Source organism: Streptomyces sp. NPDC001393, assembly GCF_053597455.1.
Genome location: NZ_JBSFIH010000048.1, coordinates 58,013 through 76,406 on the forward strand (window position 1 = coordinate 58,013; position 18,394 = coordinate 76,406).

At 66.8% G+C, this 18,394-nt stretch carries 9 protein-coding genes; 5 read left to right on the forward strand and 4 right to left on the reverse strand.

Annotated elements, in window-relative coordinates; genetic code table 11:
• Window positions 1-180 precede the first annotated feature (180 nt).
• The 3 genes from ACWC2T_RS35315 (at window position 181) to ACWC2T_RS35325 (ending at window position 9,013) form a co-directional block, all read left to right on the forward strand.
• Window positions 181-7,317, forward strand: a complete 7,137-nt coding sequence (locus ACWC2T_RS35315) for an RHS repeat-associated core domain-containing protein (RefSeq protein ID WP_450674421.1) — start codon at window positions 181-183, stop codon at window positions 7,315-7,317.
• A 36-nt stretch (window positions 7,318-7,353) separates the two neighbouring features.
• Window positions 7,354-8,037, forward strand: a complete 684-nt coding sequence (locus ACWC2T_RS35320; RefSeq protein WP_450674422.1) for a hypothetical protein — start codon at window positions 7,354-7,356, stop codon at window positions 8,035-8,037.
• Window positions 8,038-8,527: 490 nt separating this feature from the next.
• Window positions 8,528-9,013 (forward strand): hypothetical protein, encoded by a 486-nt coding sequence (locus tag ACWC2T_RS35325; protein ID WP_450674423.1) that lies wholly within the window; start codon window positions 8,528-8,530, stop codon window positions 9,011-9,013.
• Window positions 9,014-9,084: 71 nt separating this feature from the next.
• On the opposite strand, the gene ACWC2T_RS35330 is transcribed toward ACWC2T_RS35325, so the two are convergent.
• Both ACWC2T_RS35330 and ACWC2T_RS35335 read right to left on the reverse strand, forming a co-directional pair.
• Entirely contained in the window at window positions 9,085-10,866 is a 1,782-nt protein-coding gene (locus ACWC2T_RS35330; RefSeq protein WP_450674424.1) for an IS481 family transposase, read from the reverse strand.
• 651 nt (window positions 10,867-11,517) lie between these two features.
• A complete protein-coding gene (locus ACWC2T_RS35335; protein ID WP_450674425.1) occupies window positions 11,518-12,453 on the reverse strand; it encodes an ADP-ribosylglycohydrolase family protein in 936 nt (311 codons plus the stop codon).
• Between the two features lie 430 nt (window positions 12,454-12,883).
• On the opposite strand from ACWC2T_RS35335, the gene ACWC2T_RS35340 reads away from it, so the two are divergent.
• Window positions 12,884-14,188: an AlbA family DNA-binding domain-containing protein gene (locus ACWC2T_RS35340; RefSeq protein ID WP_450674426.1), complete on the forward strand. Its 1,305-nt coding sequence runs from the start codon at window positions 12,884-12,886 to the stop codon at window positions 14,186-14,188.
• Window positions 14,189-14,421: 233 nt separating this feature from the next.
• On the opposite strand, the gene ACWC2T_RS35345 is transcribed toward ACWC2T_RS35340, so the two are convergent.
• Window positions 14,422-14,712 carry a hypothetical protein gene (locus ACWC2T_RS35345; protein ID WP_450674427.1) on the reverse strand — a complete coding sequence of 97 codons (291 nt, stop codon included), beginning with the start codon at window positions 14,710-14,712 and terminating at the stop codon, window positions 14,422-14,424.
• Window positions 14,713-15,120: 408 nt separating this feature from the next.
• Between ACWC2T_RS35345 and ACWC2T_RS35350 the strand changes: the two genes are divergently transcribed.
• Window positions 15,121-16,458 (forward strand): WD40 repeat domain-containing protein, encoded by a 1,338-nt coding sequence (locus ACWC2T_RS35350; RefSeq protein ID WP_450674428.1) that lies wholly within the window; start codon window positions 15,121-15,123, stop codon window positions 16,456-16,458.
• A gap of 61 nt (window positions 16,459-16,519) precedes the next feature.
• On the opposite strand, the gene ACWC2T_RS35355 is transcribed toward ACWC2T_RS35350, so the two are convergent.
• Window positions 16,520-18,310 (reverse strand): Helicase associated domain protein, encoded by a 1,791-nt coding sequence (locus tag ACWC2T_RS35355; protein ID WP_450674429.1) that lies wholly within the window; start codon window positions 18,308-18,310, stop codon window positions 16,520-16,522.
• Between the last annotated feature and the right edge of the window lie 84 nt (window positions 18,311-18,394).

The window sequence follows — 18,394 nt, forward strand, 5'->3', positions numbered from 1 at the left end:
GCCACGCGACAATTGGCCGAGTCTTTTCTTGATCGGGTCACCTCTTTGCGATCTTGTGGACCGTTCTTTCTTCATGTCCATGGCCGTGCCATGGAAATCTCTGACCTCACGTGTGCAGAAAGCGTTCACCTCTGCACCGTTGTGTGCGACGTGCAATGCTGTTCTGACAAGGGGTCACCGATGTCCGTGTGGGGTGGGAAGCGGCGCCGCAGCCGCGTGCGCAGATCCGGTTGGGTCGTCTTCCTCGCCGTGGGATCCCTCTTCGCCTCCGCCGGTACGGCCGACGCGGACGCGGTGCAGGCTTCCGCGCATCGGCATGCCTCCGCACCGCATGTCCACGCCGTACCGGCGGTGAAGGGCGTCAGGCCGGTGGCGACGCATTTCGCCACGCCGCATGACCAGGCCACCCGGCGCTACCGTCCCACCGCCACGACCCTGCCGACGCCGCAGACCGCGACCCTCCTCGTCACCGCAGCGAACGCGTCCCTCGCCGCCAAGCACGCTTCGAGCCACGTACCGCTGTCGATCGAACAGGTCGCGCCCAAGCACGGCTCCTACTCCGGTCCCTCCGCCGTCAGCGTGACGGTCAAGCCCCGCGCGCAGGCGGCGAAGGCCGGTGTGAACGGCGTCCTGTTCACCCTCAAACCCTCCGGCAAGCACAACGGCACAGCACGGCTCAGCCTCGACTACTCGGGTTTCGCCCAGGCCTACGGCGGCGGCTTCGGCTCACGGCTGCACCTGGTAAAACTGCCTGGTTGCGCTCTGACCACTCCGCAGCGTGCCGCGTGCCGCACGCAGACCCCTGTGCGGTCGAAGAACGACACACGGGGCAAGTCGCTCTTCACGACACTGCAACTGGGCAGCACGCCCGGCGGCACGTCGGCAGAGGCGCAGAAGACAGCGACCACCGGTTCACCCGTGATGGTGATGGCTGCTGTGTCCGGATCCGGCGGTGGAGACGGCGGCGGCCCGTCGGGTTCCTACGCGGCGACCACGCTCAAGCCCTCCGGTTCCTGGTCCGCGGGCGGCTCCTCGGGATCGTTCACCTACTCCTACCCGATGGCTGTGCCGCCGGCGGCGTCCTCGCTGGCCCCCGACGTTTCGCTGAACTATGACTCGGGCTCAGTGGATGGGCAGACGGCGGCGACCCAAGCCCAGTCCTCCTGGGTGGGCGACGGCTGGAACACGCCAAAGGCGTTCATCGAGCAGTCCTTCGTTCTGTGCAACGACGACCCGGAAGGCAGCGCGTCTCCGGTTTCCACGTCGGACGAGTGCTATGACGGTCCGATACTCACGCTGTCGCTCAAGGGGGCCACGACCTCCCTGGTGTGGGACTCCTCGAAGAGCGTGTGGAAGCCGCAGAACGACAACGGCGCGGTCGTCAAGCACGTCACCAACTCGAACAACGGCACCGGCACGTACAACACCGACTACTGGACGGTGACCGAACGCGACGGCACGGTGTACTCCTTCGGCCGCAACCAGCTGCCCGGCTGGGCCTCAGGCAAGCCGGTCACGAACTCGGTGGACTCGATGCCTGTGTATTCGGCGCACTCGGGTGACCCCTGCTACAGCTCGTCCGGGTTCACCTCGTCGGTGTGCACGATGGCCTACCGGTGGAACCTGGACTACGTCACCGACGTGCATGGTGACGCGATGTCCTACTACTACAAGCAGGACACGAACTACTACGGCGAGGACAACGGCGCCCACAACGTCTCCTACGTCCGCGACTCGCACCTGGACCACGTCGACTACGGCTTCACCGACGGCAACGCCTACGGCACGGTGCCGGACAAGGTCCTGTTCGCCACCGGGGACCGGTGTGTGTCGGGGACCTGCGACCCGCTGAACTCCACGACCAAGGCGAACTGGCCGGATGTGCCCTACGACCTGGTCTGCGCCTCCGGGACGACCTGCACCACGCACGGCCCGTCGTTCTTCTCCACCGTGCGGCTGACGTCGGTGACCACCGAGCAGTACGCAGCCGCCTCCTCCTCGTACGCGAAGGTGGACTCCTGGGCGCTGACCGAAACGATGCCCACCTCCGGTGACGGCAACGCGACCCTGTGGCTGTCCTCCATCGCCCATACCGGTCAGGACACCGCCGGCGGCGGCAGCACCACGCCGATCACGCTGCCCAGCGTGTCGTTCGCCGCGGTGGATCTGCAGAACCGTGTGGACACCGTCAGCGACGGCCTGCCGCCGCTGTACCGTTTCCGCATCTCCGCGATCACCACCGAGACCGGTTCCGTGATCGGAGTGCAGTACAGCCGGACCGCGGCCTGCTCGGCGCCGGTGACCATCAGCCCGTCGTCGAACACGTCCTCCTGCTACCCGGTGTACTGGACCCCGCAGGGTTACAGCGCACCCATCCTGGACTGGTTCAACAAGTACGTCGCCAACAAGGTCACCCAGACCGACCCCACCGGCGGTGCGCCCACGACGGCCACCTTCTACCAGTACGCCAAGCCGGCCTGGCACTTCGACGACAACGAGGTCGTGAAGAAGAAGTTCCGCACCTATGGGCAGTGGCGCGGCTATGAGGACGTCAAGGCCCTCACCGGTGACGGCGTCAACGACAAGCAGACCCTGGACGAGACCACCTACTACCAGGGCATGTCGGACGACAACAACACCACCCAGGTGAATCTGACCGACTCCCAGGGTGGCACCCACGAGGACCTGAACCAACTCGCCGGGGAGACACTGGAGTCCACCTCCTACCTCGGCAACGGCGGCCCGGTAGACCACTCCACCATCACCTCCTACTGGGTCTCGCCCGCCACCGCCACCCGCACCCGCTCCGGCCTGCCGGACCTTACCGCCAACGCCGTGCAGCCGGTCGAGACCTGGAGCCGGCAGGCACTGACCGACAACGGCACCACCACCTGGCGCATCAACGAGACCGACACCGCTTACGACGCCACCACGACAGACGCCGACTTCGGCCTGTCCACCGTGCAGTACAGCCACACCGTTCCGGCGGCCGGGGCGTACGAGCGGTGCACCACCACCACCTACGCGGCCCCGAACACCAGCAAGAACCTGGTCGGCCTGGTCGCGAGCACGGAAACCGACTCGGTCGCCTGCGGCGGTTTCACCGAGGGCAGCACCAGCAGTGTCCCCGGCTCGGTCAACACCCTCACCGCTCCCCTCAGCGTCAACCGCCCGGACCAGGTCGTCTCCGCCACCCGCACCTTCTACGACGACCAGACCCTGGCGACCACCTGGCCGCAGCCCACCTCCCCGACGTTCCCGCAGACCACCGCCCCGACCAAGGGCGACGTATCCGTCACCCAGAAGGCATCCGACTACAGCAGCGGCGCGTTTACCTGGCACACCAGTTCGGCGCAGGTGTTCGACTCCCGCGGCCGGATAACCTCCACCTACGACGCGAACGGGAAGAAGACCGCCACCGGCTACAGCGACGACGCCTACGGCTCGACGACCGGCACGACCGTCACCAACCCCCTGAATCAGAGTGCCTCCACGACGCTGGACCCGGCCCGTGGTCTGCCCCTGACCACGACGGACGCCAACGGGGTGGTCACCACCGTCCAATACGACTCTCTGGGGCGGACGACGAGTGCGTGGCTGGACTCCCGCGCCACCACCAGCCCGGCGAACTACACCTATGCCTACACCGTCTCCAACAGCGGCATCACCGCCGTCACCACGAACAAACTGAAAGACTCATCCGGCTACCTGCCGTCCACGACCCTCTACGACGCCCTGCTGCGGGTGAGGCAGACGCAGACTCAAACTGCACTGGGCGGCCGGCTGGTCACCGACACCTTCTACGACACCCGCGGCTGGAAGTCCGCCACCTACAACGGCTGGTTCGACTCAACCACGACCCCCAACACCACCCTGGTCTCCGCGACCAACCTCAAGGATGAGGTCCCGAACCAGGACTACTTCACCTACGACGGCCTGGGCCGGACGCTGGTCGACCTGTCGGAGAAGGACAACGTGGAGGTCTCTCGGACCACCACCGTCTACAACGGAGACCGCACCACCGTCATACCCCCGTCCGGCGGCGTGACCAAGGCCACCGTCACCGATCCCCTCGGCCGCACCACGGAACTCGACGAGTACACCAGCGCACCCACGCTGAACACGCCGACGGACACCTTCACCGGTATCTGGTCCGTCACCGGAGGCAGCAGCCAGGCCACTACCTACGGCTTCGACAGCCACGGCAACCAGAACACCGTCATCGCCGGCGGCAGCACGTGGAGCAGCACCTACGACCTGCTGGGCCGCGTCACATCAAAGAGCGACCCGGACGCCGGCAACAGCAGCACGCAGTACGACAACGCCGGCAACGTCATCCAGACCACGGACTCCCGTGGCAAGACGATCAGCTTCACCTACGACGCCCTGGGACGGAAGACCGGCGAATACGACGCGGCCACCACCGGCCAGTCGTCGTCGAATCAGCTCGCCGGCTGGGTGTACGACAACTCCAACAACGCCGTCTCCGGCATGCCGTACCCCATTGGCCACGTGACCACCCAGACTGCCTACTCGGGCGGCGCCGCCTACACCACGCAGGCGCTGGGCTTCAACGTCTTTGGTGAGTCAACCGGCGAGACCGTCACCATCCCCTCCTCCACGGAAGGCAGCACGCTCGGCACCAGCTACACCTTCCGCCACATTTACACCACCACCACCGGCCTGCCGTTCCGCGACATCTACGGCGCGGCCGGAGGCCTGCCCTCCGAGACCGTCACCCACTCCTACACCGACTCCGATCTGCCCTCCGGCCTGAACGGGACCGCCGGCTACGCACAGACCACCAACTACGACGACTTCAACAGGGTCCAGCAGGAAACCATTGGCATAAGCTCCAACGAGGCCTGGATCACCAACACCTACGATTCCCACACAGGCAGCCTCACCGACCAGCTCGTAGCGCGGTCCACGGCCACGCCGACGAACGTCGACGAGCAGGCCTACACCTACGACCCGGCCGGCAACATCACCAAGCAGACCTCCACCCGGCTCGGCGCCACCACCTCCACCGAAACCCAGTGCTACCAGTACGACAACCTCGACCGCCTGACCCAGGCCTGGACCGCCACCGACTCCTGCGCCGCCACCCCCACCAGCACGAACTCCTCCACGGTCGGCGACAACCTCGACACCAAGGCCGCCTACTGGACCACCTGGAGCCTGGACGCGCTCGGCAACCGCACCAGCGAGGTCCAGCACTCCACAACCGGCGGCACCGACACCACCACCACCAACTACACCTACAACGGCAACCTGGCCAGCCAGCCCCACACCCTGACCTCGACCGACACCACCGGTGGGGCAACCGCCTCCACCAGCGCCACCTACGACAGCGCCGGCAACACCCAGACCCGCACCACCCCCACCACCGGCACCCAGACCTTCACCTGGGACGACTCAGGCCAGCTCACCGCCATCACCGGCGGCACCAACGGCGACAGCCACTACGTGTACAACGCCGACGGAAGCCTGCTGCTGCAGAAGGACCCCGGCACCACCACCCTCTACCTGCCCGGCGAACAGCTCGCACTCAACACCGCCACCGGCGACGTAAGGGGCACCCGCTACTACACCCTGCCCGGCGGCGGCACGGCCGTCCGCACCGGCGACGCCGCCACCAACACCAGCACCTACACCTTCCAGATCCCCGACCAGCACGGCACCAACGGCCTGCAACTGGACTCCACCGCCCAGACCCCCACCTGGCGCCAGTTCACCCCCTACGGCGCACCCCGCGGCACCACCGTCACCTGGAGCGACAACCGCGGCTTCCTCAACGCCCCCAACGACACCAGCACCGGCCTGACCATCCTCGGCGCACGCCAATACGACCCCACCACCGGCCGCTTCATCAGCCTCGACCCCCTCTTCGAAGCCACCAGCCCCCAAGAACTCAACGGCTACAGCTACGCAGGCAACAACCCCCTCACGTTCTCCGACCCGAGCGGTTTGAGGTTCTGCGCGGACGACGCATGCCACGGTGACTTCGTCGACTCACAAGGTGGATACCACAACGTCGACGGGCACGACGCTGGCAGCTATTGCGAGAGGCATAAGTGTTACGAATCGTCAGGTGGTGGCGGGACTGCATCGCCGAATGGCAACACCGGTGGCGGCGGTGTCACGAGCGTGACCAGCATTCTGGACAGCCTTCCACGCGCCAAAAACGGGTGGGACGGCTCCAGGCTGATGCAGGTATGGGTGCAGTACGGATACTCCACCGATGGCAATGGCTACTGGAACGCAACGGTGGGTGACGGCGACCGCACCGCCGTGGCCTGCTACGGGCGGACTGCCTGCCAAGAAGCCGCCAAGGTATACGGCAACACAGGCAATTTGGCTCAAGCCAAGCTGGTAGCCGCCACCTACTGCCTTTACAACGCCAAGCGTTGCCTGATCGACGCAGGCGCCTACGACTCCATGAAGGACGCCGCTGAAACCGTTCCGATCCTCATGGCCGGCGAAGCAGCGGCGGTGAAGGAAGTCGAGAAAGGCGCGCCCTGCAGTTTCGCCCCAGAGACGCCGGTTCTCATGGAGGGCGGCAAGACGAAACCCATCGGCAAGATCAAAGTTGGCGACCGGGTGGAGGCCGCCGACCCTAAGACCGGCAAGCACCAAGGGGCACGCACGGTCCAGCACGTTTGGATCAACCAGGACCACGATCTGCTCGATCTCACCATCCTCACCCAGGACGGCCACACAGCCACCCTCCATACCACAGCCAACCATCCATTCTGGGACAACACGGAACATACCTGGATCCCTGCTGGCAAACTTCACCACGGCGATGCCCTCAACACCATCACCGACCACCACGCCTACGTCATCGCCACCCGTCCCACCCCTAGCACCGCCAACCGCTGGAACCTCACCGTCCGGCAGCTCCACACGTACTATGTGGTTGCGGGCGACACGCCGGTTTTGGTTCACAACACGCAATGCCGGACTGCCGACGGAAAGTTCGCGAAGAGTGATGGAACTCCTGGCCGTGTTGGTGCAACTGATGAACGAACTACGCTGGATCAGCTGGAGCTGGATGGAGCCTCTGTTGTTCGGGGTTCGGTGACCGTCAATGTTCCGGGTGTGGGACAGCGGATTTATGACGGCGCCGTCCAGATCGATGGTAAATGGTATGGCGTCGAAACTAAGGGTGGAAGGTCACCATTGACGCCCCGTCAGCAAGCTGCCGACGCTTGGCTCAACACAGCTGGCAATACGGCCACGAGCGTCGGCGGCAATAGTGGGTACACTCTGGAGGGCGTCTTCTACAGTTGGGTTCCCGACGCAGCAGGGTGATCGCGAAGGCGCCAGATAGCGAAGAATCGAGGAGTTATGAGTTTTGATCTCGCCGTCTGGCGCCCGATCGAGCAGTTTACTGCCGAAAGCGCGTCGCGCTTCTACGCCGATCTCTGTTCGCGACCGTTCCAGAGCTTCGTCCCAGGGCCGGAGATGCAAGCCTTCGTTGACGCCGTCGTTGAACGCTACGGCGCGCTGCGCGGCACGTCTGACCTGCCCTGGGCCGCGGAGCCAGATATCGCAGACGACGTCGCGATCATGCCGATCCAGTCTGCGCTCGCGGATGACGTATTCCCTATCGTTCGTGACCTTTCCCGGGAACGAGGGTTGGTCTGCTTTGATCCTCAGGGGCCGACTGTTTATCAGTCGGCAATGGGAGGTGCTCCTGGCGAATCATTTACGCTTGAGCTCTCGGACGGACGTACAATCGATGGGCCGGGCGGTGTTCTTGTCGAAGAGAGCGTCCGCAGTCTGTCCGAATCTAACTGGTTCGTCGTCCTTGAGCGGCGAAAGAACTTCTATGTCCAGGCAGGATATGGCGATCAAGCTGGCGCACCTAGAGGTCACTACGTGATCGAGTACCGGGATGGCGCTCCCGATAAGCACTGGCGGGCCTTCTCGTCGAACGTAGACGAACTGGTGCCAGCCTTCCTGGAATATCTTCAGGGAGGCATGCAGTGGGCCTCGGAGTTTACGTGGAAACCGGTCGGCTTGGGCTGATCGGCTGGCCGGCGCAAGCAGCCGACGAATCTCCGGCGTCACCGTGAACAGCGGCGCCGGCTTGCGCCCGGTACGGACCTCGCTGCGCGCGGTGGTCAGCCACCGCCACACCGTCCGCTCCGACCGCCCCACTGATGCGGCGACCAGCCGCACATGCACGGCCGTCAGTTCCCCGCGTCCGTCCAGTTCCTGCAGCCTGGGTACCGCCGCGGCTCGCCCCAGGTCGGGCGAGAACACTCCGGTCGTCCCCACGCCGCCGCTGCCGGCGGCTGTGCTGCTCTGAGTCCTGGGCCTGCCGTTGCTCACGGCATCGTCTTGGCACACCATCGGCGCCGCCCTGACGGGAATCGGCATACAGATGGCAGCGGTCTCGCTGTCTGCTATCGCATCCTCGCCCAGCCGTCAGGCTCACCGCACGCTACCCAGATCACCGACGGTTCGGCGGTAGCCGAGCTGGGTGCGGACGCGGTCATCCCGCGATCGAAGAGGAATGTGCAGACGACGAGGCACAGCGTTCTTCGACTACGAGGGAGGCTTCCTCGACCAGAGCACCCTCGTCGTCGGGACCGTTGAGAGCGACGAAGAGTTCGGCACGGGCCGGCAATGGCTCGTCGATACGGCCCGCATGCGGCTGACCGACCGGCTCACCTACCCCTTCGAGGTGTCAGGTCTGCCCAAGGCTCTCGGAGACGGCACTCGGTACACCGTGTCCGACCTCGACAACGCCCTCCACGTCTGGGCCTTGCAGCGGCGCTGTCCACGATCGCGCGTGCTCGACGCCGCGCACGTTCATCCGTACATGACTGGGCAACGTTGGCGTGTACGCCGACAAGAGGACGCCGAATGTGACTGCGGCAGTGCCGAAGAGCGTCTGTCCCAGCGCGATCTCGCCTATGCCGCAGATCAGCACAACCGTGCAGCACGTCCACCACAAGCGGCGTCTGGACCGCATGCTGGCCTTGAGGCTGTGGTGTGAGGTCTCGGGACTTTGTTGACAGCTTGGCCTCATAACATCGTTGACGGCCTCAGGAGATTGTGGACAGTTCGTCAGAGCTTCGGTGAGTGGATCTTCGCCCGGAACCGGGTGACCGGGTGCTGGTTCTTGCGCGGGTGGAGTGAGAGGTCGGCTCCGTTGAGGCTGACGCGGAAGAAGGTGTCCTCGACGTGGACGGTGACGACCTCGCCGGCGTAGGTGCGGCCGACGCGAAGCCGTTGACGGGCGACCATGATGACGCCGTCGACCGGCACCTTGCGTTCCACGGCGATCGCCCCAGCCGCCGGCGGAGGCAGTTCGTCGGTGACGATGCGGGCGCCACGCAGCCGCGTGCGTGCATCAGGGCTGATCGGGGCGGGGAGGGTCTTGGCAAGCACGCCATCGTGGACGACGTGGAGGAGCTGTCCGTCCAGGCGCAACGTGACGCGCTGGTTGGCGAGTTCGTAGCCGACTTTGACGTTGGTGTTTCCCAGCTGGGTGATGCCGCTGGTGTCGACCTTTCGGTCGACCTCGATCACCGCATCCGGATCGGGCAGTCCCGGCTGCGGCACGAGTGCGGGCGGCGGGCCGGCTGGGATCGCGCCGCGCAGGGACAGCTCGTGGAGATTGCCCTCGTCCAGACGCGACGGGGTGCTCTTGACGACCTTGCCGTCGATGATGACGTGGACGGTGTTCTCATCGGCCCAGACTCGTGCCCGGCGGCCCACGTGCTCCTGTCGGATCCTGACGTACTGCACCCGCGGCAGGATCTCCAGCCGGCAGTTCGCGGGTATGACCGCGTCGAATTCCACGGCCCGCGCCGACGAGGGCAGCAGGAGCGGGGCCTCCGCCGAGGGCGTGAGTGTCGGCTCGCGGTCCTCTCCGGAGGGCCGCGGGGCGACGACCACTGTGGGTTCGGGTGGCGGGTTCGGCCGGAACCGGCTGGCCGGTGTCGCCATGTCGAGGGCCTGGTGGGGCCGGACGGTGTTGTAGGTGTGCACCCAGGCATCGACCGCGGCCTGGGCCGCAGGCAGATCGGAGAACGGCCCGGAGACGTCGAGCAGTTCGCGCCGCAGCGTCTGATGCCAACGCTCGATCTTGCCCGTCGTGGTCGGCGAGTACGGTTTGATCAGCTTGGCAGTGACGCCGTTCTCCCGGCAGACGCGCTCGAACAGCACCTCGGCCGGCCGGGGTTTGGTGAACCGCCCGGTGAACTGCTTGCCGTTGTCGGTCAGGACCTCGGCCGGCACCCCGTAGGTGCGCATCGCACGCACGAACCCGTCAGCCACGGCCCGGCCGGAGGGCACCGCCAGGACGGTGGCGATGACGACGAACCGGGAGTGGTCGTCGATCCCAGTGAGCATCTTGCACTCGCGTCCGTCGGCCAGGAAGATCCCGCCGACCAGATCAAGCTGCCACAGGTGCATCGGAGTTTCGCGCTGCCACCGCTTGTACTTGCGGCGATGCTGCTGCTTCTGGTGCCGGATGAGCCCGTTGCGTTCCAGAACGCGGTGGACCGTCGCCCGTGACGGCGCTGTGGCCGGGTCGGTCCTGGCGAGCTCGTAGGCGATCCGACGAGCGCCCCAGCGAGGGTTCGCCCGGCGCATCTCGCAGGCCAGGGCCTCGACTTCGGCAGGAAGGCGTGTCGGACTGGTCCGCGGGCGCCGGGACTTCTCCCGCAGCCCGTCGAACCCGTCGGTGTCGTACTTGGACTTCCAGGTGTAGATCGTCTGGCGTGACACGCCATACCGTACGGCCACCTCACTGACCGGTGAGCCGTCGAGCACCTCAAGAACCGCGCGGTACCGCTGCTCAACCAGCCACGTCGGGCTCTGCTCGGATCCCTCCCCCTCCATAGCGATCAATGATCAAGGAGCTCAAGGCAGAACGTCAAGAATGTCCCGAGACTCTCGTCAAGGCTCTCCTGAGACTCTCTTGTCATCTATGTCCTGAGGCCACACACGACACCAGTCGCCCGGTGGTAGCCGACCACCACCAGCCCGGCGCGAAACGACGGCCAGATCGCAGGGGAAACGGGTGTACCGGACCGCAGTCCTCCAGAGGTATGACACGAGCGGCCTCGCCCCACGGCATCCGCTGTTCTTCCCCATATGGATCCAGGAAACGGGCGCTGTAGAGACCGGGATCAGCGACCGCCGGGTGCGCCGAGGAGCCTTGCTGCCACATGCACCTTCAACCGATGAGCATCCCATCAGGTAATGGCCACGCGGCGGCCTGCTCCCTCACTCGCATTCCAAGCCCTGCTCAGCGAACGCGTCGGGCTGCCGAGCGCGGCCCTGCGCCGCCGATGCGGCCATCCGGTCGTGTCTGTCCCGGACAGCCGCAGCAGATCGAAGGCGACGAAGTGGGCCGGCCACTCGGCAGCCGCCCGGGCCGCCCTGGCGCCGCGCCGCTGCAGCCGGTTCTACAACTGCTCGAAGGCCAGCCGTCCCGCGGCGTCCCATACGACCAGCTCGCCGTTTATGCGGGCTACCACACCTGTCTCATCAACGGCGCTCTGCGAGGCGGTGTGCAAGGTGGAGCAGATCGGCCAGGTGCAGCACCCGTCCGTCGAATCCTGGGAGGGGGACATGGAGCGGCTGGGTCCAGTGGGCGGGGATTGCATCCAGTCCGTAGTGCGCCCCCGCGAGGCCTCCAGTCACCGCGGCGACGGTGTCCGTGTCGCCGCCGAGGTCGATTGCCGCGCGTATCGCGTCTTCGAAGCTGTTGGTGGTGCGCAGGGCCCAGACGGCGGAGCCCAGGCAGGGCCAGACGGCACCGTTGAACTCGGTTGCCTGATCGGGGTGCCAGTTGGGCGCGAGGACGGTGGCGTAGCGGCTGCGGTGGTCGGGGTGGACAAGAGCGAGGATGTCCGGGAGCGCGGTGAGGGGGTCGGTGTCCTCGAACGTGACGCGGATGAGTTCGTGGAAAATCGCGGTACCTTCCCAAGCTGCGCGGTCACCGTGGGTGAGAGCAGCGATGCGGCGGGCCGCGTCCATGGTGGCTTCTTGGCCGGCGGCCGCGAAGTAGACCGCAGAGGTCGACGCCCGCATCAAGGAGCCGTTTCCCGCTGCTCGCTGGTTGACCTGGAAATGGATCGCCGCGGCGAGGTCCCAGGACATGCCGTTGGTCAGGACGTCCTCGGTCTGCAGGCCGATGTCCTTGGGGTCTGATGCTGCCCACCGCTGGAAGCGGGCGAAGATGTCCGGCAGATCCAGTCCGCCCCGCTCCAGCAGCGACTCAGCGACCAGGACGGCCATCTGTGTGTCGTCAGTGGCCTCGCCGGGATCCCAGCCACCGCCTCCGCACATCTCGCCACCGGCACCAGGCACGGGAAACCGCGCAGAGAACGCTCCCCCGGGGCCGAACTCGAAGGGACCGCCCAGGGCGTCACCCACCGCTGAGCCGACGACCGCACCAGCGGCCCGCTGAATCCGCTCCATCCGCGCAGGTTATCTGGGCCGCGCCGACGGACGCGCGGCCCTTCTTCCTTCTTCGGCCACCCGAATCATCGACGGCGAAGCGTCTCGTCTACGCGGGTGGGCCGTCTGAGACACCCTGGGTCTGAGACACCCTGGGTCTGAGACACCCGTACAGGTTACATAACACCGTCCAGGATCACGCCGGACGGCAGCCGCATGGCGGTCACGGCCAGGTCCATTCAGAGCGCGGTGACGTCACGGCCGGTCCGCGACCGCGAGCGCCAGGAGCGGGAGCGGCAGGACCAGGTGGTGCCCGAACAGAAGGCCGGCGGCTGGCTCTCGCGCTTCCGAACCGGACCCGGGTGACAGCCACTGCGGTCATCTGCACATGGGTCACGTCCGCATCGCCTAGCTCGCAGCGGAGAGAAGGGAAGATAGGGATGATGTGGGCATGGTTACCCCACTGTTCGCCGCTTCGATGGCGGATTTGACGATTGAGCGCATACGGGCGCTGGCCGCGCGCCCGGATCAGGTCGAGAGCCAGACGCTGGAGTTCAAGCGCGAGTACTCCTCCAGCCTGTTGAAGTCGATCGCTGCCATGGCCAATACCTACGGCGGCATGATCCTCGTCGGTGTCAACGACCGAGCCGCCGACGGCGAGGACCGGGTCGTAGGCGTCGACGCGCAGAGCGCGCTCGACCAGATCGTCAGCGGCTGCTACGAGAAGTTTGACCCGCCATGGGAGCCCAAGTTCATCACGGTGCCGTTGGACGACGGCTCCGGTCGGAGCGTGATCGTCATCAAGGTCGATCCCAACGCTGCCCCTCGCCCGCTCCTGATGGACATGAAGGCGCCGATCCGGCTGAGCGGCCGCAACGCGTCGGCCGACCGCGACCGCCTCCTGGCCCTCGCACGCGAAGACCGCCTGGCTGACGCCGTACCCATGGGGCAGCACGTCACGGCCCCGCAGATTCCGCAAGACAGCGATGGGTCCCCGACAGCTGACTTCATCTTCCGCACCGGCATCAACGTGCCGATCGGCGAGGCAGCGGCGTGGCGCCCCCTGTCAGAACCCACTCTCGCCACGCTCACGAAGGCACTGAACGACTCCCCGCTTCCACGTGCCCTGCTGGGCATCGGCCACGGCGCGGTCGACAGCTTCCATCCCTTCCGGCGAGCCGGGCACAACCGGTCCCGCAGGGCCCGACTCGCCTGGCACGCCGGCAACAAGGAACCGGCGGGATTCCCGGTAGAGGCCGTGGTGACCGTCGTACTGCCCGATGCCTATGCCGCCAATCACGGCGTCGCGCAGGTGCAGATCGACGTCATCTCTCGCCTGCGCAGGTTCGCCGCAGCCCTTGAGGCTCACAAGTTCGACTACCTCTACCCTGTGCCAGACGTGTGTGGCCTCCTGGAAGGCATCCTCGGCATGGTCGTCGACCCCGCCGTCGTTGCCGCCCTGGCCGACCTCGCCGACGTCGAGGAGGTCCTCATTGCCCAGCCCCGGCAGCTGCACCTCGTCACGGGCGACGCCGTAAGCAGCCTCCTCCATCCCGAAGGGCTGGCCCCGGTACCGGAAGACTCGGGCCGATCGCACGGCGGGATCTTCATCGCGAACCCTGCCCTGGACCTGCGGGTGGAATCCGAACGCCGCGAGCAGGTCGACAACTGGATGCAGCAACTCGGCCTGGACGCCGGGCTGATCGGCATGGAAGCGCTCATCGACCGCATCCGTGCCAGCGTGCCAGCCCGATAGGACGACGGTACGGCAGCGCTCAGCAGCGGGCTGGGCAGGAATAACCCGCCCGCTGCTGAGCACGCCCTTCCCTTGACCGCTGCGTCGGCCGATGCGGGTCACTTGCCGAACAGGGGTACCTGCGCCACGTCGACGCGAGCGGTAGCAGCTCCCGCGCCGGGCAACGCCGCCCGCCGGCCGCGCGGAATCACCGGACCGTGGCCAGCGGATCGGTGCGGACACTGCCACGGCAGTCACATGCCGAGTACGCGGCGTACGGCATCGGCCGGGTCCAGGCCCAGCACCCAGGCAACGGTGACCGCGCCCAGGACGAGCGCGGTGATGCCGCCGGCCTTATTGGCGAAGCCCTTGACGAACTCCTCGCCGGACAGTTTCACCAACTTCCAAGCGATGGCACGCGTGTGGGTGGCGATGAGGCGCAGGCCACGGGCGAGGCGGCGCGACCAGCCCGGGCTCGCGGGTACCGCGGCCTGATGTCCGAGGGAGGGCTGCACGGGCAGCGTGGGATCGATGTCCCGGGGCATGGTGGGAATCCTCTGTGCGGGGAGAGCAGGGAACACGGACACCGGCGTGGTGTCGTCCGCTGAGGGGTGTGCCGCGCGGTCGGCGGTCCTGCGGTGGCTTCCTGCTTGAGAGCGTCCCTGTGGGGCAGCGGCCCGAGCCCAGGGTGGCGTGTTCAGCGTAGCCGTGATCGGCGCGGGTGTTCCCTCGGTCGTCTGGCGGTTTGTCATCACCCCCCTAGTCGAGCCCAGCCCCGGCCGTACTCCTGCACAGCGCGAAAAGACACGTACAGAGCCGCACCGGCGTGGATCTGCACGATCCTCCAGCTGAATCCAGCAGACATCAGCATTTTCCGGTGATCTGCACAGGCTGCTCTCTAACCTGGGTAGAGGGCTGAGACTGCCACCGCCGTACACGGACAGGGGGGCGATGTGCGCACAGCCAAGGGAGACTTCGGACGGGAGCTGAGGCTCGCTGCTGCAGAACTGCGCACGCTCAGGGCGCTGCACGGTGACCCGACGCTCGCACAGATCGCCGCCCGGGCTCCGCGTGGCCAGCACCTGTCCGCTTCTGGGATCAGTGCGGCCCTGCGGGGCCAAAGCCTGCCCAGCCGTGACTACTACCTCACCCTGGTCCGCGTCCTGCTGGCCTACGACACCGACAAGGTCGCCTCACTACAGCATCCGGACCTACCCCAGTGGAGGGATCGCTGGCAGCGGCTGTCTCTGCTGCGCCACACACAGAACAGCAGTGCCCCGGCCCTCCTGCCGACGGAGCATCATGCCGCTCTGTCCGAGCAGGTAGTCCTGGCCGCGCTCCGACGAGGCCAGCATGTGCAGCTGCCGCCGACGGCCGAGGACCTTGGTGGGGTGTGGGCAGTGGCGTTCTCCCCGGATGGGCATCTCCTGGCGACCGGACACGGCGCCAAGACCGTGCAGCTGTGGGACACCGTCGCACAGCGCCGGGCGGGACCAGCGCTCTTTGGACACACCGACCGTGTGACGAGTGTGGCCTTCTCTCCCGATGGCCGGCTCCTGGCAACGGGGAGCGAGGACGCAACCGCCCGGCTGTGGGACGTGGAAAGCCGGAACCTCATCGCAGAGCCCCTCCACAGCACCGGCTTCGTCGACAGCCTCCTCTTCGCCCCCGATGGCCAGTCCCTGTATGTCCAGGGGCGCACGATCCGCCGTTGGGACATCACCGACCCCCGTCAACCACGAAAGGCGGAGAAGCACTTCGCCAACAACCTCACCAGCGCCCCAGCCCTTACCGCCGACGGCCTGCTGATCACTGGTCATGCCGAAGGCATTGCCCATCTCTGGAAGGCGCAAGAACAGACGAGGATCGACGGCCCCCTACGTGGCCATGCATCGGACGTCACCGCTCTGGCTCTCGCACCAAGCAACGACGTCCTGGCCACTGGCAGCGAAGACATCCAGCTTTGGGACGTTCGCACACGCCAGATGATCCACGAGCCACTCGAGTGCCCGGGTGACATGGCCACTGCGATGGCGTTCTCCCCGGACGGACGCATCCTCGTAGCCCTCAGTGGCGACCGAGTCTCCGATGCCCCGGAGGAGCCGGACTTCTGCTTCAGCATCTGGGAGACGGCCACCTGGACTGAACTTCCCAGTCCGCAGATCGGCCACAGCGGCCACGTGACAGCATCAGCCTTCTCACCGGACAGCAGACTTTTCGCAACGGGCGGCAAAGACGGCCTGCTACGGATCCGCACCCTGCCTACAGCCATATCGAACGGACCGTCGTAGGCCTGACGGACTTCAGGGGCCAGTGCGACCCGAGGCACGCCCGTCCACTGACACGCGCCGTCTATGTCATCCATCGCATGCCGATGGCGGAGAGCTGCTCGACCCGTTCCGGCGTCAGCATCGCGGCCCTGCTGCGCTGGTTCCCGATCCATGCCCCGAGCCGGAGCTGTCGCTCCTCCTGGTCCTCGCCGACGATCGTCTCGACGTGTTTCCTCGGCACTCGCAGGTGCCCCTCGCGCTCGAAGAACTGCCGTGCGGCGGCGTAGTTCATGGCCCACTTGTCGGCCTGCGAACGGCGCGGCTTGGGTTTCTCGTCCTCGGCTGCGGGTTCGATTCCGAGGATGTGCTCGCACATCCATTGCTGGACGCCTGTGAGGTTGTCCCAGCCGAGCCGGACCTGGCGCACCCACCGGCCGAGGTCTTCGCCCTGGTGCACGACGTCGCCGGGCTCGGTCGGGAGCTCGCCGCCGGCCTCGAGGTGGAGGCGGGTGAGGTGGAAGGCGCGCTGCCATTCCACGGGCCAGGTGGGGCACCAGGAGGGGTCGATGTCGTCTAGCTGTTCGCGCCGCTCCTGCGACAGCGCGCCGGCCGACGATTCCACCGGCAAGCCTTCGGCGCGCCGCTGCTCGATCTCCTGCGCCTTGCGGGCGGCGGCGCGGGCGTTCTTCAGCCAGATGCCCACCTTGTAGCCCTGGTGGGTGGCGTCCAGCGGCGCGAGCAGGTGCCCGTTCTCCTCTGCCCATCCGCGGGCGGCGGCGAGTCCTTCTTCCCATGCGACGTCGTAGTGCGACCAGACCATGCCGAGCTTCTCGAGCTGTTCGATGCGGTCGGTGTCCATGTCTCCGCGGGCGTAGGCGCGGCGTGCGTCGGCGATCCACTGCCCGAGGGGGAAGTTGGCGAGCGAGGCTGGCCAGCCCTCGGTCTCCACCGCCTGGTCGTTGCGGCCGGGGACGCGGTACGTGAACGGCACCTTCAGGTTGCCGTGGAGCCGGTTGTAGATGACGGCGGCCTCGATGCCGCGTCGCCAGTGTTCGTGCTCGGGGTTGAGGACCCGCAGGTTGATGAACGCGGCCAGCTGTGTGGGGTCGCGCGGTGTGGAGAACTTCAGCAGCTGCCGGGCAGGAGTCGACGGCCCGGACCCTTCCCCCTCGCCTTCGCCCTCCGGGCCCCCGCTGCGGCTCTGAACGCCTCTGACGCGGCTCTGCGCCTGTTGCTCGGCCAACTGCTCCACCATCCGGGCGTCGTGCGCCCTGAGCGCTTCCAGCAGTTTCGCCAGCCCGCCGAACGCGCGGGACGTGAGCATGTTGTCTGCCGTCTCGCCCGGCCCGAGCAGGACCGGCACCACGAGGCTGGCCACCTTGCCCTCACCCGGCTGCAGGCGTAGTGCGCGGCCGACGGCTTGGACGAGGTCGGGCATGGAGCCGCGCACGTCGGCCCAGTAGACGGAGTCGCAGTTGCGGGTGTCGACGCCCTCGCCCAGCACCTTCACCGAGCCCAGGAAGCCCTTCTCCACGACCGTACCGTCCGTGGCGATCCCGTCGGCGAACTCCCCGAGAACCCGCCGCCGGTGGTTGGGCTTGTGCTCGCCGCACAGCCAGTCCGCCCAGATCATCTCGGAGTACAGCTCCGGGTCGGTGGCGTGCAGTTGCGCAGCGACATCGGGGAGGCCGGCCGCGAACGCCTCGGCCTCCTTCACCACGTGGTGGAAGACCAGCGTGCGCCGGAAACTCTCCTCCGCCGACGCCTTCACCAGGGCTGTCTGCAGCGCGGCGAGCCGGGCCCCGCGGACCTCGTCCGAGCGGCCCTCAGCGCCCAGGAGCTGCGCGGCCTGGAGCTGGGTGTCAGACGTCATCCGCTTTCCGAACGTGATCGTTTGGTTCGGGCTGGATGGGCATGAACTCCGGTTGATGACGGGAGAGATGGGGGCGGTTCGTCC